Source organism: Streptomyces sp. NPDC079020, from assembly GCF_044542225.1.
GTDB lineage: Bacteria > Actinomycetota > Actinomycetes > Streptomycetales > Streptomycetaceae > Streptomyces.
The window spans coordinates 84,173-98,226 of record NZ_JBITUB010000012.1; the positions used below are offsets into that span (position 1 = coordinate 84,173).

Annotated in this window: 13 protein-coding genes and 1 pseudogene; 8 read left to right on the forward strand and 6 right to left on the reverse strand. The window is 73.2% G+C overall.

Annotation, left to right across the window (positions count from 1 at the left end; genetic code table 11):
* Window positions 1-101: 101 nt before the first annotated feature.
* Window positions 102-1,160, reverse strand: coding sequence for a hypothetical protein (locus ACIGJO_RS24625; protein WP_399961432.1), 1,059 nt, complete (start codon window positions 1,158-1,160; stop codon window positions 102-104).
* A 108-nt stretch (window positions 1,161-1,268) separates the two neighbouring features.
* On the opposite strand from ACIGJO_RS24625, the gene ACIGJO_RS24630 reads away from it, so the two are divergent.
* Together ACIGJO_RS24630 and ACIGJO_RS24635 are read left to right on the forward strand one after the other, a co-directional pair.
* Entirely contained in the window at window positions 1,269-1,706 is a 438-nt protein-coding gene (locus tag ACIGJO_RS24630) for a DUF4442 domain-containing protein (protein ID WP_399961729.1), read from the forward strand.
* Between the two features lie 144 nt (window positions 1,707-1,850).
* On the forward strand, window positions 1,851-2,507 hold the full coding sequence (locus ACIGJO_RS24635) for a DedA family protein (protein ID WP_399961434.1): 657 nt from the start codon (window positions 1,851-1,853) through the stop codon (window positions 2,505-2,507).
* A 111-nt stretch (window positions 2,508-2,618) separates the two neighbouring features.
* Here the strand turns inward: ACIGJO_RS24635 and ACIGJO_RS24640 are convergent, their stop codons facing one another.
* Complete coding sequence (locus ACIGJO_RS24640) at window positions 2,619-3,149, reverse strand: gamma carbonic anhydrase family protein (protein WP_399961731.1); 531 nt, start codon at window positions 3,147-3,149, stop codon at window positions 2,619-2,621.
* Window positions 3,150-3,290: 141 nt separating this feature from the next.
* On the opposite strand from ACIGJO_RS24640, the gene ACIGJO_RS24645 reads away from it, so the two are divergent.
* Both ACIGJO_RS24645 and ACIGJO_RS24650 read left to right on the forward strand, forming a co-directional pair.
* Window positions 3,291-4,094: an acyltransferase gene (locus ACIGJO_RS24645; protein ID WP_399961436.1), complete on the forward strand. Its 804-nt coding sequence runs from the start codon at window positions 3,291-3,293 to the stop codon at window positions 4,092-4,094.
* A 90-nt stretch (window positions 4,095-4,184) separates the two neighbouring features.
* Window positions 4,185-4,739, forward strand: coding sequence for a YbaK/EbsC family protein (locus tag ACIGJO_RS24650; RefSeq protein WP_399961438.1), 555 nt, complete (start codon window positions 4,185-4,187; stop codon window positions 4,737-4,739).
* 122 nt (window positions 4,740-4,861) lie between these two features.
* Here the strand turns inward: ACIGJO_RS24650 and ACIGJO_RS24655 are convergent, their stop codons facing one another.
* Together ACIGJO_RS24655 and ACIGJO_RS24660 are read right to left on the reverse strand one after the other, a co-directional pair.
* Window positions 4,862-5,677 carry an aminoglycoside N(3)-acetyltransferase gene (locus ACIGJO_RS24655; RefSeq protein WP_399961440.1) on the reverse strand — a complete coding sequence of 272 codons (816 nt, stop codon included), beginning with the start codon at window positions 5,675-5,677 and terminating at the stop codon, window positions 4,862-4,864.
* 42 nt (window positions 5,678-5,719) lie between these two features.
* Window positions 5,720-6,136 (reverse strand): CoA-binding protein, encoded by a 417-nt coding sequence (locus ACIGJO_RS24660; RefSeq protein ID WP_399961443.1) that lies wholly within the window; start codon window positions 6,134-6,136, stop codon window positions 5,720-5,722.
* Window positions 6,137-6,210: 74 nt separating this feature from the next.
* Between ACIGJO_RS24660 and ACIGJO_RS24665 the strand changes: the two genes are divergently transcribed.
* The 4 genes and pseudogenes from ACIGJO_RS24665 to ACIGJO_RS24680 form a co-directional block, all read left to right on the forward strand.
* Window positions 6,211-6,837: a YigZ family protein gene (locus ACIGJO_RS24665; protein ID WP_399961445.1), complete on the forward strand. Its 627-nt coding sequence runs from the start codon at window positions 6,211-6,213 to the stop codon at window positions 6,835-6,837.
* A gap of 180 nt (window positions 6,838-7,017) precedes the next feature.
* Window positions 7,018-8,199: an exonuclease SbcCD subunit D gene (locus ACIGJO_RS24670; protein ID WP_399961447.1), complete on the forward strand. Its 1,182-nt coding sequence runs from the start codon at window positions 7,018-7,020 to the stop codon at window positions 8,197-8,199.
* Window positions 8,196-11,285, forward strand: a complete 3,090-nt coding sequence (locus ACIGJO_RS24675; protein WP_399961449.1) for an AAA family ATPase — start codon at window positions 8,196-8,198, stop codon at window positions 11,283-11,285. Before ACIGJO_RS24670 ends, ACIGJO_RS24675 begins: the two co-directional genes overlap by 4 nt.
* Before the next feature lie 85 nt (window positions 11,286-11,370).
* A pseudogene (locus tag ACIGJO_RS24680) lies at window positions 11,371-11,627 on the forward strand (rhodanese-like domain-containing protein); the annotation flags it as partial.
* A 121-nt stretch (window positions 11,628-11,748) separates the two neighbouring features.
* On the opposite strand, the gene ACIGJO_RS24685 reads toward ACIGJO_RS24680, so the two are convergent.
* Both ACIGJO_RS24685 and ACIGJO_RS24690 read right to left on the reverse strand, forming a co-directional pair.
* Window positions 11,749-13,434, reverse strand: a complete 1,686-nt coding sequence (locus tag ACIGJO_RS24685) for a DUF885 domain-containing protein (RefSeq protein ID WP_399961451.1) — start codon at window positions 13,432-13,434, stop codon at window positions 11,749-11,751.
* A gap of 80 nt (window positions 13,435-13,514) precedes the next feature.
* Window positions 13,515-14,042, reverse strand: coding sequence for an Lrp/AsnC family transcriptional regulator (locus tag ACIGJO_RS24690; RefSeq protein WP_399961453.1), 528 nt, complete (start codon window positions 14,040-14,042; stop codon window positions 13,515-13,517).
* Window positions 14,043-14,054: the final 12 nt, after the last annotated feature.

The window sequence follows — 14,054 nt, forward strand, 5'->3', positions numbered from 1 at the left end:
CGCCGCGACCGGGTGGGCCCGCGGGAGCGGGCTCGTGATGACCGCGGCGGCGTCCGCCGTTCGCCTGCCGTTCGCCGCCCACCGGCCGCGTCATGGCAGGCTCAGGGCGTGGTCTCCGCGAGCCGCACCGTGCTGAGGATCTGCTGGATCGTGGTGTCGGGGAGTTCGTCCTTGACCGCCGCGTTGGCGTACAGCACCCACGTCGAGTACTCGCTCTTGGCGTTCTTGAAGGTGAAGGCGATCGACTTGCCGTCGGTGTCGCACTTCTCCTTCTTGGACACCCCGGACGCGGTGGCCGTCACGACGCTTCCGGACAGGCCCGACTTCGTGGTGAACGGCTTGGGCTTGCCGACCTTGACGGTGCCCTTGGGCTCGGTCTGGGCGTAGGCGGCCCACACCCAGTTGCCCGCCTCGTTCGTGGCGGCCTCGTCGGTGCTCTTGGCACCCTGGGCGCCCTTGGTTCCGACACCGGCCAGACCGGTGTCCTCCTTGGTGCCGTCCTTGTCGGCGTCGTCGACGCACCACTTGCTCTTGTAGTAGGCGGGCGCGGAGAATCCGACGGCGGGCGGCCCCTCGGGCTTCTTGGCGTCCTCGAATCCCGCGAACACACCCGTGCCCGCGACCTCCCAGTCACCCGGAACGTCGAACTGGGTCCCCCACTTGGGGTTGGTGACGACCTTCCAGCCCGGGATCAGGGGCTTGGCCTCCCCGCCGGCGCCCCGCGGGTTCTCCACCGGCGTGGAGGGGGAACCGGACACCTCGGCGCTGGGCGAGGACGACTTCTTGTCGTCCGCGACCGTCGTGGCCTTGTCGTCGTCGTTCTTGTTCATCACGACGACGCCGGTGACCGCGGCGGCCACGACGACCGCGGCCGCCGCCACGATGGCGACGACGGTCGTCTTCTTCTTGTCGTCGGGGCGCGGCCCCCCGGGCGGCCCCGGAACGGCGTGAGCCGTCACGGTCGGCTGCTGGTACGGGTTGGGCTGCGGGTAACCCGGCTGCTGGCCGGGCTGCCCCTGCGGGTAACCCGGCTGGCCCTGCTGCTGATATCCCGGCTGCTGGTAGGGATTCGGCTGCGGGTACCCCGGCTGCTGGTACGGGTTCTGATTCTGGTCCTGCGGGTTTTGCTCGCCCCCGGGCGGCTGCTGTCCTGGCCACATGGCCAGTAACCATAGAGGGGCGGCGCCCCCGCTGCCACGGCCGCCCCTGCGAGGGATGGCCAAACGGTCCTACCCGTGAGTAACATTCGGGCCATGAGCGCTGAACAGATGACCGTCGGCGAGATGCTCGTCGCGACGGTTCCGATGGCCCGGACCCTGAACCTCGAATTCCTGGAGACGACCGCCGAACGCGCGGTCGTGCGGATGCCGGACCAGGCGGAGTACCACAACCATGTCGGCGGCCCGCACGCCGGAGCGATGTTCACGCTCGCCGAATCGGCCAGCGGCGCGATCGTCATAGCCGCGTTCGGCGACCAGATGTCGCGCGCCGTGCCGCTCGCGGTGAAGGCGGAGATCGGCTACAAGAAGCTGGCGATGGGAGAGGTCACCGCGACCGCGACGCTCGGCCGCCCCATCGCCGAGGTGGTCGCCGAACTGGACGAGGGCAAGCGGCCCGAGTTCCCCGTGGGCATCGAGATCCAGCGGGCCGACGGCGCGGTGACGGGTGAGATGACCGTGGTCTGGACGCTGCGCCCGAACAGCTGACGGACGCTCGTACCAGGGGTGGCCAAGGGCCGCCGCGCTCCCGGCGAGGGGGGCGCGGCGGCCCTTCGCGCTGCCGCGGGCCGGTAGGCTTCCCGCCTGCGCCGCGGCACCCGCGGCCGACAACCCGTACGGGAGGCACCGGCGTTGCACGTCCAGGAGTGGCTGGAGACGGTTCCCGCGATCAGCGTCTACCTCCTCGTGGGGGTCGTGATCGGACTGGAGAGCCTGGGCATTCCGCTGCCCGGCGAGATCATCCTCGTCAGCTCGGCGCTGCTCGCCTCCCAGCACGGCGAGATCGACCCGGTGGTGCTCGGCGCCTGTGCGTCGGCCGGGGCGATCATCGGGGACTCGATCGGCTACGCCATCGGCCGCAGGGGCGGCCGGCCGCTGCTCGCCCGGCTGGGCCGGAGGTTCCCCAAGCACTTCGGTGAGGCGCAGATCGCCATGGCGGAGCGCTCGTTCGAGAAGTGGGGCATGTGGGCCGTGTTCTTCGGCCGCTTCGTCGCTCTGCTGCGGATCTTCGCCGGGCCGCTGGCCGGAGTCCTGCGGATGCCGTACTGGAAGTTCGTGACCGCCAACGTGCTCGGCGGCATCGTCTGGGCGGGCGGCACCACGGCCGTCGTCTACTCGGTGGGAGTCGTCGCCGAGGCCTGGCTCAAGCGCTTCTCGTGGCTGGGTCTGGTGATCGCCGTGCTCTTCGGGCTGGCGTCGATGCTGGTCCTGAGGAACCGGGCGAAGAAGGCGGCGCGGTCCGGCGGCCACCCGGTGGCCGAACCGGCGGCAGTCCCGGCCGCGGACTGACCCGCGGCGCGGAACGGTGTACGGGCCGCGGGTCGGAACGGCGGACTGACCCCCGCGGCGCGGCAGGGCCGACCCGGGGCCGGGGCCGCGGCAGCCGCCGGGAGGCCTTCCTCAGCCCTCGTGGGCCGCGCGGTGCGCCTTGGCCAGCTCCACATAACCGGCCGCGTTGAACCTGACGCCTTCGAGCTCCTCCTCGGTCAGCGCCCGCTTCACCTTGGCGGGCACTCCCGCGACGAGCGAACCCGGCGGTACGCGCATTCCCTGCGGGACCAGCGCCTGCGCGGCGACCAGTGAACCGGCGCCGATGTGTGCCCCGTTGAGCACCGTCGCGCCCATACCGATCAGCACGTCGTCCTCGATCGTGCAGCCGTGCAGCACCGCGTTGTGACCGACGGAGACCCGCGCCCCCACCGTGAGCGGGAACCCGGGGTCGGTGTGCACGCTGCAGTTGTCCTGGATGTTGCTGTCCGGGCCGAGCGTGATCGGGCCGCAGTCGGCGCGCAGCACGGCCTGGTACCAGACGCTGGAACCCGGGGCCAGGGTCACCTCGCCGATCACCACGGAGGTCGGTGCCACAAAGGCCTCCGCATCGATCTCCGGCTCCTTGCCGCCCATGCCCGTGATCAACGCCTGTTCCGCCATGGTCTGCTCCTCCGTGCTCCGGTGTGGTGCGCTCATGCCAGGGAAACGGTAGGTGAGGATTCTCCGCCTGCCCCCGGGGTGGGGTGAACATCACAGGTCACCGCACGGATGGGCCCGTGCGCCGCCGACTACCGTGAGCCCGTGCCGAACAACCGGAACGTGTTCTCCTCCTTCGCCCGCTGGCGCCGCCGCGCCGCCTCCCGCGCTGTCCACCGCGGCTGGGCCTGGCTGCGGGAGTCCGGCGCGGTCACCGCCCAGCACCCCGGGAGACTGCGCTTCGGCCGGATAGGCACGGGGACCAGGCTCGCGTTCCCGCAGGGCACGGTGTTCGGCGAGCCGTGGATCATGCTCGGCGAACACTGCGTCATCGGTGAACAGGTGACGCTCACGGCCGGGATGATGCCCGGCCTGGACCTGGGACCCGACCCGATACTGACCCTCGGTGACGGGGTGGTGCTCGGCCGCGGGAGCCATGTCATCGCCGATACGACGGTGACGATCGGCCCGGACACGTACTGCGGTCCGTACGTCTACATCACCTCGACCAACCACAGCTACGACGACCCGCACGAGCCCGTCGGCAAGCAGTGGCCGCGGATGGAGCCGGTCGAGATCGGCCCCGGCTGCTGGATAGGTACGGGCGCGGTGGTCCTGCCCGGTGCCCGGCTCGGCCGCAATGTGGTGGTGGCGGCCGGCGCGGTCGTCCGGGGCGAGGTCCCCGACCACGCGGTGGTGGCGGGGGCGCCGGCGCGTGTCGTACGCAGCTGGGATCCGGACCGGGGCTGGCAGCCGCCCCTGCGCACACCGGCTCCCGTGCCGATCCCGGCGGGCGTCACCTCCGACCAGTTGCTGGCGCTGGCCCGGTCGCAGGAGTCGCCGGGCGCCGGGCAGCGGGGCGGGATCCGCACGTCTCCCGCGCAGGCGGCACCGGGTCGGCCGAGCTGATCACGGCCGTCCCCGTCCCGCCCGCGCGCCGAGCCGTCCGCACTCCGGGACGGCCCCGGGGCGGGCGCCGGGCGCTGTTAGCGTGAGGCCATGCGCGCTCCCATCGGCACCTTCGAGGATGCCTCCCCCGCTTCGGAACGGCTCGATCTGCTCCCCGGTCCGGTCGCCGAGGTGCTGGCCGGAGGGTGGGGAGACATCGGCGCCGAGCGGATCATCCATGTCGACACGGACCCGGCGATCGCCGACACCGCCGTCTTCGCCGAGCACCACGGCGCGGAACTGCTCGATGTCTCCGCCAACTGCGTCGTCGTGGCGGGCAAGCGCGGCGGCGAGGTCACCCTCGCCGCGTGCGTGGTGCTCTCCCGCACCCGGGTCGATGTGAACGGCGCCGTACGCCGTCACCTCGGCGCCCGCAAGGCGTCCTTCGCCCCGATGGACGTGGCGGTCGGCGAGAGCGGCATGGAGTACGGCGGCATCACCCCGATCGGACTGCCCGCCTCCTGGCCGCTGCTGCTCGACCCCGCGGTCGTCGACGAGGAGTGGGTACTGATCGGCAGCGGCAGACGGCGCGGCAAGCTGATCGTCCCCGGCAAGGCCCTCGCGGCCCTGCCCGGTGCCGTCCTCGTGGAGGGCCTCGGCGTCTGAGCCCCGGGCCCGCTCCCGGTGTCCCGGGCCCGCTCCCGATGTCCCGGGCCCGCTCCCGATGTCCCGGGCCCGCTCCCGATGTCCCGGGCCCGCTCCCGATGTCCCGGCCCAGCACCGGCGCCTCAGCCCCGGACGGGCCGGTGGGCGGCGAGCCAGCCGGTGGCGAAGTCGACGGCCGGGGTGAACCGCACGAGGCGGCAGGGCGCCGCTCCCACCCTGCCGGTGCGCACGGTCCCCTCGCCCGCCGCACCGGCGAAGGCCGCCCCCAGGCCCCCGAAGTCGCTGTCGTCCAGGTCGACGTCCTCGAACTCCCACCACTGCCGCCGGCCCTCACGGGTCACCACACAGCGGTAGCGGCGCCGCGGCGGATCGGGGAGCCGGTACTCGCCCAGATGGAAGGCGGTGCAGGTGTCGAAGGCGGTTCCCAGCATCAGGATGCGGGCATCCGCCTCGTACAGCCGGGCCAGCGGTGAGTCCTCCCCGAGATGGCAGTCGGCGCGGTGCCCCGCGAGCAGCTCGCCCGCCGCCGGGCCGATCGCCGCGAACGAGGTCTGCGGGTGCCCGCTGCGCCCGGCCCCCGGGGTGGTCCGGACGGTCTCGGCGAGACGGCCCATGGAGGGTGCCGCCGAGGTGTCCCGGTCGAAGGGCGGCATCGACGCGCGCACCGCCTCCCGGGCCGAGGTGCTCAGTCCCTCCACGCGCTCCCGGTAGTGCGGGGAGGTGTCGGAATTCTCCGGGGTGAAGGCGGGAACCACCACGGTCCCCGCCGGCCCCAGGACCCGGCGCAGGGCGTGCACCACCGTCCGCGCGCCCCCGTCGACCGGTCCCACCGCCCGCAGCGAGGCGTGCACGAGCAGGACATCGCCCGGCCGTACGCCGAGCGCGACCAGGTGGGCGGCGGCCAGGTCACCGTCGAGAGGAACGCTCACGGTGGGCATTCTTCCCGTCCCGGGGCAGGTGCCATGCCACCCCGGGACGGCTCAGGCCCCGGGAGCCAGCCTCGGAATCTCGATGGCGGGGCACCTGTCCATGACCATGTCGAGCCCGGCCGCGCGCGTGCGCTCGTACGCCTGCTCGTCCACCACCCCCAGCTGGAACCACACCGCCTTCGCGCCCACCGCGACCGCCTCGTCCGCGACCCCGCCCGCCAGCTCGCTGTTGACGAAGACATCCACCACATCGACCGGGAACGGGATCTCCGCCAGCGAGGCGTACCCCTGTTCGCCGTGTACCGGCTCCGCCTTGGGATGCACGGGCACCACCCGCTTGCCGAAGCGCTGGAGCACCTCGGCCACGCCGTAGGCCGCCCGCGAACGGTTGCCGGACAGGCCCACCACCGCCCAGGTGTCGCCCGTGTGCTGAAGAATCCGCCGGATCGTCGCTTCGTCTGCGTACATGCCCGGACAACGGACGATACCCGCGCGCCATTCCCGCCCGGACGCACCCGGACACCGGCGCATAGGGTGGCCGGATGCAGGAGCAGTACCGGACAGTCGCCCGCGCGGGCGTGCACGAGAGCGAGATCAACCGATCACGCTTCCTCTGCGCGCTCGCCCCCGCCGCCACCGAACAGGAGGCGCAGGAGTTCGTCGCACGCGTCCGCAGGGAACACCCCACCGCCACCCACAACTGCTTCGCGTACGTGATCGGCGCCGACGCCTCCGTGCAGAAGGCGAGCGACGACGGCGAGCCCGGCGGCACCGCCGGTGTGCCCATGCTCCAGATGCTGCTGCGCCGCGAGGTGCGCTACGTCGTCGCGGTCGTCACCCGCTACTACGGGGGCGTGAAACTCGGCGCCGGCGGTCTGATCCGGGCGTACGGGGGAGTGGTCGGCGAAGCACTCGACGAACTCGGCACCCTCACCCGGCAGCGGTTCCGGCTCGCGACGGTCACCGTCGACCATCAGCGGGCGGGGAAGCTGGAGAACGATCTGCGCGCCACCGGCCGGGACGTGCGCGAGGTGCGGTACGCGGAGGCCGTCACGATCGAGATCGGACTCCCGGACTCCGACGTCCCGGCGTTCATCGCCTGGCTGGCCGACGCGACCGCCGGATCGGCGACGCTGGTGCTGGGCGGCGAGGCGTACGGCGATGCCTGACACCGCACCGTGCCCGGGGAAAACCGTGATCGATGCGGATTCAGGGGCGCACCGGCGCTAGCGTGGTCGGTGCTGACAGCGTGATTACGGGCCGGACCGGCCCGGATCCGGTGCGGGGCCGGACCGGCCCATGGGGTGGAGGACGAAGAACATGCAGGTCGGAGTCGGCGGAGTGATGTCTTGAGGATTCTGCACACCTCGGACTGGCACCTGGGGCGCTCGTTCCACCGCGTCCCGCTGCTCGACGCGCAGGCCGCCTGCCTCGACCACCTGCTGGCGACCGTGCGGGAGCGGGACGTCGATGTGGTGCTGGTCGCCGGTGACGTCTACGACCGTGCCGTGCCGCCGCTGGCCGCCGTCGAACTCTTCGACACCGCGCTGCACCGGCTCGCCGACGCGGGCGTCCCGACCGTCATGATCTCCGGCAACCACGACTCGGCCCGCCGGCTCGGCGTCGGCGCGGGCCTCTTCGGGCGGGCGGGCATCCATCTGCGTACCGACCCCGAGGGCTGCGCCACCCCCGTCGTGCTGAGCGACCACCACGGCGATGTGGCGTTCTACGGCCTGCCCTATCTGGAACCCGCCCTCGTCAAGGACACCCTGGGAGCCGCGAGGGCCGGCCACGAGGCCGTCCTCGGCGCCGCCATGGACAAGGTCCGCGCGGACCTCTCCGCCCGGTCCGGTGCCACCGGGAGCGGCGCCACCCGGTCCGTGGTCCTCGCCCACGCCTTCGTCGCGGGCGGGCGGCCCAGCGACAGCGAGCGCGACATCACCGTCGGCGGGGTCGCAGCCGTCCCGGCCGGAATCTTCGAAGGCATCGACTACGTGGCCCTGGGCCACCTGCACGGCAGCCAGACGGTCACCGAGCGCATCCGCTACTCCGGGTCCCCCCTCGCGTACTCCTTCTCCGAGGCCGGCCACCGCAAGACCATGTGGCTCATCGACCTCGACGGCTCGGGCGGCCTCACCGCCGAACGCGTCGACTGCCCGGTCCCGCGGCCTCTCGCCCGGATCCGCGGCCGTCTCGACACCCTGATCGAGGACCCGGCCCTGGAGCGGCACGAGAACTCCTGGGTCGAGGCCACCCTCACCGACCCGGCACGCCCCGCCGAGCCGATGGTCCGCCTCGCACGGCGCTTCCCGCACATCCTCAGCCTGGTCCTCGACCCGGACCGCGCCCCCGAGGATCCCCACGCCTCGTACGCCCAGCGGCTCAAGGGGCGCGACGACCACCAGATCGCGGAGGACTTCGTGGCCCATGTCCGGGGCGGCAGCGGGCCCGACGAGCGGGAGCGCACCGTGCTGCGCGAGGCCTTCGACGACGTACGCGTGGACGACGGCGTGCACGAGGTGTCGCGTTGAGACTGCACCGCCTCACCCTCACCGCCTTCGGCCCCTTCGGCGCCACCCAGGAAGTCGACTTCGACGCGCTCAGCTCGGCCGGCCTCTTCCTGCTGCACGGACCCACGGGAGCCGGGAAGACCTCGGTGCTGGACGCCGTCTGCTACGCCCTGTACGGCGCGGTTCCCGGCGCCCGGCAGAGCCCCGGCACCTCCCTGCGCAGTGACCACGCGCCCGCGGGGCTGCCGACCGAGGTCCTGCTGGAGATGACCGTCGGGGGCCGCCGCCTCGAAGTCACCCGCAGGCCCGCCCAGCCCCGCCCCAAGAAGAAGGGCGACGGCTTCACGACGGAGAAGGCGCAGAGCTGGCTGCGCGAGTACGACGCCGAGCACGGCTGGCGCGCCCTCAGCCGCTCCCACCAGGAGATCGGCGAGGAGATCACCCGGCTCATCGGCATGAGCCGGGACCAGTTCTGCCAGGTCGTGCTGCTGCCCCAGGGTGACTTCGCCCGCTTCCTGCGCGCCGACGCGGAGGCCCGCGGCAGACTCCTCGGGCGGCTCTTCGACACCCGGCGTTTCGCCGCCGTGGAGGAGCGCCTCGCCGAACTGCGACGCGGCGCAGAGGCCAGGGTGAAGGCGGGGGACGAGAAGATCCTCGCCGTCGCCCAGCGCATCGCCCAGGCCGCCGGCCCCGCGGCCGACGAGACCGCCCCGCCCGCCGCGCAGCCGGGAGAGCCGGGACTGGCCGAAGGCGTACTGGAATGGGCAGCCATCGCCCGCAGCACGGCGCGCGAACGGCTCGACATCGCCCGCTCCGTCCTGTCCGCGGTGGAGGGGGAACAGGAAGCCGCCCGCCGCGCACTGGACACGGAACGCGAGCTGGCGAGACTCCAGCAGCGGTACGAGGAGACCCTGCGGCGCGCCGCGGCGCTGGAGGAACGGCGCCCCGGACGGGACCGCCTGCACGCGCGTCTGGAGCGTGCGCGCAAGGCGGACCGGGTCGCACCGGCCCTGGAGCTCCGGGACGAGGCCGAACGGGCCTACCGCACGGCGAACGAGGCCCGCGAGCGGTCCCGTGCCCTGCTGCCCGGGAGTCTGCGCGACGCGGGCGCGGAACAGCTCGCCGAACTGGAGCGCCGACTCCGCCAGGAGCTCGGCGGACTCGACGCCGCCCGCCGCGCCGAACGCCGCAGCGCGGAGATCGACGCCGAACGGAGCCGGCTGGAACGGCAGTCCCGGGCCGACGAGGAACTGATCCAGGAAGCGGCCGGCTGGCTGGCCGGCTGGGACACCGCCCACCGGACCCTGCGGGAGCGGATCGAGACGGCACAGGAGTCCGCGACCCGCGCCGAACAGGTGGCGGGGCGTCTGGCCCCGGCCCGCAGGAGGCTGGACGCCGCACGTCGCCGCGACGCGCTGGCCGTCGAGGCGGCGGCCGCCCGGCACCGGCTGGACGAGGCCCGCGAACGAGCCCTCGCGGCCCATGAGAACTGGCTCGGTCTGCGCGAACGGCGTCTGCGGGACATCGCGGCGGAACTGGCGGCCGAACTCGTCGACGGCGCGGCCTGCACGGTGTGCGGCTCGGCCGAGCACCCGGCACCCGCCAGCGCGGGCGACGGCCATGTCGACCGGGCGACGGAGGAGGCGGCCCTCGCCGCCCACCGGCACGCGGAGGAGACGCGTGCCCAGGCGGAACACGCGCTCGGAGTCGTACGCGAACGGCACACCGCGGCGCGCGGCGAGGCGGCGGAAGGGGCTGACGCCGCCGGAGCCGTACCCGCCGCGGCGGGTACGGGGCCGGGCACGGCTCCGGGGTCGGGCGGCGCCGTCCGGGCCTCGGCCGTGGACCCCGCCGCCGCCGAACTGGAAGCGCTCGTGGACCGGTTGGCGCGCGAGCATGCCGAGGCGCACCGCCTCGCGGCCGGGACGCATGCCGCACGCGAGGCCCTCGCCGCGGCCGAGCGGGAGCACCTGGGCCGCCTCGACGAGCAACAACAGGCCGAGCGGAGGGCCGCCGCCCGGACCTCCCAGCGGGAGGCGCTCGACCGTGAGCAGTCCGCGCTGGAATCCGGACTCGTCATGGCCCGTGGGGAGTCGGACTCCGTCGCCGCGCACGCCGACCTGCTCACCCGCCGGGTCACGCTTCTCGCCGGGGCCGCGGCGGCCGTCCGCGCCGAACAGGACGCGGCGCAGCGGCGCAAGGAGGCCGACGACCGGCTCTCCGACGCTGCCTTCCGCGCGGGTTTCAACACCCCCCAGGAGGCCGCGGAGACCCTGCTCGACGCCGCCGGCCAGCGCGACCTCCAGCAACGGATCGACGCCTGGCAGGCCGAGGCCGCCGCGGTGGCCGACCGGCGCACGGAACACGACGCGCGCGCTGCCGCCGAGCGCCCGCGAGCGGCGCCGGATCTCGCCCAGGCCGCCTACGACCGGGCCGAGCGTCTGCTGCGCGACACCGCGACGGCACTCGCCGCCGCGGAGGAACGGTGCGCCGAACTCGGCCGGCTCTCGCGGCGAGCGGCCGAGGAGGTCCGGGGTCTGGGCCCGGTGCGCCAGGAGTACGAGCGCGTCGCGCGGCTCGCCGGGCTGACCGCGGGCACCGCCGCCGACAACGAGCGCAAGATGCGCCTGGAGGCGTATGTACTCGCCGCCCGCCTCGAACAGGTGGCCGCGGCCGCGACCGCCCGGCTTCAGCAGATGTCCTCGGGCCGCTACACCCTGGTCCACTCCGATGCCCGTGCCGGAGGCCGCCGGTCGGGACTCGGCCTGCATGTCGTCGACGCCTGGACGGGCCGCGAGCGCGACACGGCCACGCTCTCCGGGGGTGAGACGTTCTTCGCCTCGCTCGCCCTGGCACTCGGTCTCGCCGATGTCGTCACCGACGAGGCGGGAGGCGCCGGGCTGGACACGCTCTTCATCGACGAGGGCTTCGGCAGCCTGGACGACCAGACCCTGGACGAGGTGCTCGACGTGCTGGACTCGCTGCGCGAGCGGGACCGCAGTGTTGGCATCGTCAGCCATGTCGCCGATCTGCGTCGCCGGATCCCGGCCCAGCTCGAAGTGGTGAAGGAGCGGAACGGATCAGCGGTGCGCCACCGGGTGACCTGAGGGCTCGGAGACCGGTCGCCGCCGGGGCCGCGGCGAGGAGTGGACGACGCTGGTGGTGACGGAGCCGAGGGCACCGATCCGGCCCGCCCTCGTTCCCGGGCGGCCGGCCGCACTCTGGACCCCCGTGCCGGTGGTGACGTATTGCTGGGGCCCCGGCTGCAACGGCGCGACCCGCGTCGCCGCCCCGGCTCTCGCCGGACTCGGCCATCAGGCCGAGGAGATGCTCGGCGGATTCGAGTGCGGGGCGCGCGGGGCTTCGCGTTCGAGACCTGGGCGGGCCGTGAGCGGCGCACCGCCGATTCGCTCACCGCATCGGCGGATGCCGGGGACTGCGGCCGCTGACCGACGGCGGCCGGGCTCATGGCGTACCCCGGAGGGGCGCTCCGGCCGGCGTACCGGAGCGGAGCGCGCCGGACCGGAGTGCCATGAGCCCGTGCCGGGGCGCCGATGACCCGTCGGATCGTCAGAGCTTCGACAGCTCGTCCACCAGGTCGTCCAGACCCAGCGAACCCTGTGACAGCGCGGCCATGTGCCAGGCCTTGAGGTCGAACGCGTCTCCGTGCGCCTTGCGGGCGTTCTCCCGGCCGAGCAGCCAGGCGCGCTCGCCCAGCTTGTAGCCGATGGCCTGACCGGGCATCGACAGATAGCGGGTCAGCTCGCTCGCCACGAAGTCCGCCGGACGGCCGCTGTGGCGGCCGAAGAACTCCTCGGCCAGATCGGGTGTCCAGCGCTCACCCGGGTGGAACGGCGAGTCCGCCGGGATCTCCAGCTCCAGGTGCATGCCGATGTCCACGATCACCCGGCAGGCGCGCATCATCTGGGCGTCCAGATAGCCGAGCCGCCGTTCCGCGTCGGGCAGGAAGCCCAGCTCGTCCATCAGCCGCTCCGCGTACAGTGCCCATCCCTCGGCGTTCGCGCTGACCTGGCCCACGGACGCCTGGTAGCGGGACAGGCTGTCGGCGACATGCGTCCACTGGGCGATCTGCAGGTGATGGCCGGGAACACCCTCGTGGTACCAGGTGGAGACCAGGTCGTACACCGGGAAGCGGGTCTCGCCCATCGTCGGCAGCCAGGTGCGGCCGGGGCGCGAGAAGTCCTCGGACGGACCGGTGTAGTAAGGCGCGGCCGCGCCCCCGGGCGGGGCGATCCGGGACTCCACCTTCCGTACCCGCTCGGCGAGTTCGAAGTGGGTGCCGTCGAGTGCCTCGATCGCCTCGTCCATCAGGCTCTGCAGCCAGTCCCGGACCTCCTCGACACCCTCGATGTGCTTGCCGTGCACATCGAGGTGGGCGAGCGCCTCCCAGGGACCCGCGCCGGGCAGGATCCTGTCGGCCTCCGTCTTCATCTCGGCGAGCAGCCGGTGGTATTCGGCCCAGCCGTACGCGTACGCCTCGTCGAGATCCAGATCGGTGCCGTTGAACTGGCGGGACCAGCGGGCGTAGCGCTCCCTGCCCACGGTGTCGGGCGCACCCTCGATCGCGGGGGCGTAGACCTCGCTCATCCACTGCCGCAGTGCCACGACCGCTTCCGTCGCCTGCCGGGCGGCGTCGTCCAGGTCCGCACGCAGAGCGGCCGGACCGGGAGCGGCGAAGTCCTCGAAGAACGACGGGCCCTCGCTTCCGCTCCACTCCGCCAGCTGCTCGATGAAGGTGGCGGTCGGGCGCGGCCCGCCGTAGAGCTTGCGCTCCAGGCCGAGGGCCAGCGAGGCCCGGTACCCCTCCAGAGCCGCGGGAACCGCGCGCAGGCGGTCCACCACCGCGGCCCAGTCCTCGTCGGTCTCGGTCGGGGTGACCGTGAACACCTCACGGATGCTGTGGGCGGGCGAATGGATGTTGGAGACGGCCCGCAGCCCCTCCTCGGCGTCATGGACGGCGAGCTCGGCCGTCAGGCGCTCGCGCAGCAGCCGTCCGCAGCGGCGTTCCGCGTCGCTGTCGGCGCCGGGCACCCGCTCCGCGGCATCGAGCTCGGCCAGGGTGGCGCGGGCGAGTGCGGCGAGGGCGGCCTGACCGGCCGGTGAGAAATCGGGCAGGCGGCGCGAGCTTTCCGGCACACCCAGATAGGTTCCCGTGATCGGGTCGAGTTCGATGAATGCGTCGACGTAGGCGTCGGCGACCTGGCGGGGCAGCGCGCGGCTCGATGTGTCTGACATGCGGACATCCTCGTACGGCGCGGCCCTCCGCGTCACCATCATTCGGGCTCAGGCGTCCGGAACCGCGTTTTTCGCGGCCGTCACGGAGCCGCCGCCCGGCTTCCTTCCGCCCGGCCTCCCTCCGCCCGGCTTCCCTCGGACGGTGGCAGCAGTGGACCGCACTCCCACTGCTGGAAGATCAGCCGGGTCTCCACCCGGGCCACCTCACGGCGCGAGGTGAATTCGTCCAGCACGAGCCGTTGCAGATCCGCCGTTCCGGCGACCGCGACATGGACGAGATAGTCGTCGGGGCCGGTGAGGTGGAACAGCGCACGGGACTCCGGCAGCGCCCTGATCCGCTCGACGAACGGGCCGATGAGCTCCCGGCGGTGCGGCCGGACCTGCACCAGGAGCAGGGCTTCGAGGCCCCGGCCGAGCATGGCGGGGTCGAGCCGCAGCTGATGGCCGAGAATCACACCCGAGCGGCGCAGCCGGGTCACCCGGTCCAGACAGGTGGACGGCGCCACACCCACTTCAGCGGCGAGTTCGCGGTACGTGGTCCGCGCATCGTTCTGCAGCAGTCGCAGAATGTGCAGATCCACCGGATCCAGTGCGACAGATTCGGCCATCGGGCGAACGTA

Excerpts from the sequence above, each read along its gene's own strand:
- ACIGJO_RS24625 (WP_399961432.1), bottom strand. The coding sequence starts at position 1,160 with ATGTGGCCAGGACAGCAGCCGCCCGGGGGCGAGCAAAACCCGCAGGAC.
- ACIGJO_RS24630 (WP_399961729.1), top strand. The coding sequence starts at position 1,269 with ATGACCGTCGGCGAGATGCTCGTCGCGACGGTTCCGATGGCCCGGACC.
- ACIGJO_RS24640 (WP_399961731.1), bottom strand. The coding sequence starts at position 3,149 with ATGGCGGAACAGGCGTTGATCACGGGCATGGGCGGCAAGGAGCCGGAG.
- ACIGJO_RS24650 (WP_399961438.1), top strand. The coding sequence starts at position 4,185 with ATGCGCGCTCCCATCGGCACCTTCGAGGATGCCTCCCCCGCTTCGGAA.
- ACIGJO_RS24655 (WP_399961440.1), bottom strand. The coding sequence starts at position 5,677 with ATGCCCACCGTGAGCGTTCCTCTCGACGGTGACCTGGCCGCCGCCCAC.
- ACIGJO_RS24660 (WP_399961443.1), bottom strand. The coding sequence starts at position 6,136 with ATGTACGCAGACGAAGCGACGATCCGGCGGATTCTTCAGCACACGGGC.
- ACIGJO_RS24665 (WP_399961445.1), top strand. The coding sequence starts at position 6,211 with ATGCAGGAGCAGTACCGGACAGTCGCCCGCGCGGGCGTGCACGAGAGC.
- ACIGJO_RS24685 (WP_399961451.1), bottom strand. The coding sequence starts at position 13,434 with ATGTCAGACACATCGAGCCGCGCGCTGCCCCGCCAGGTCGCCGACGCC.
- ACIGJO_RS24690 (WP_399961453.1), bottom strand. The coding sequence starts at position 14,042 with ATGGCCGAATCTGTCGCACTGGATCCGGTGGATCTGCACATTCTGCGA.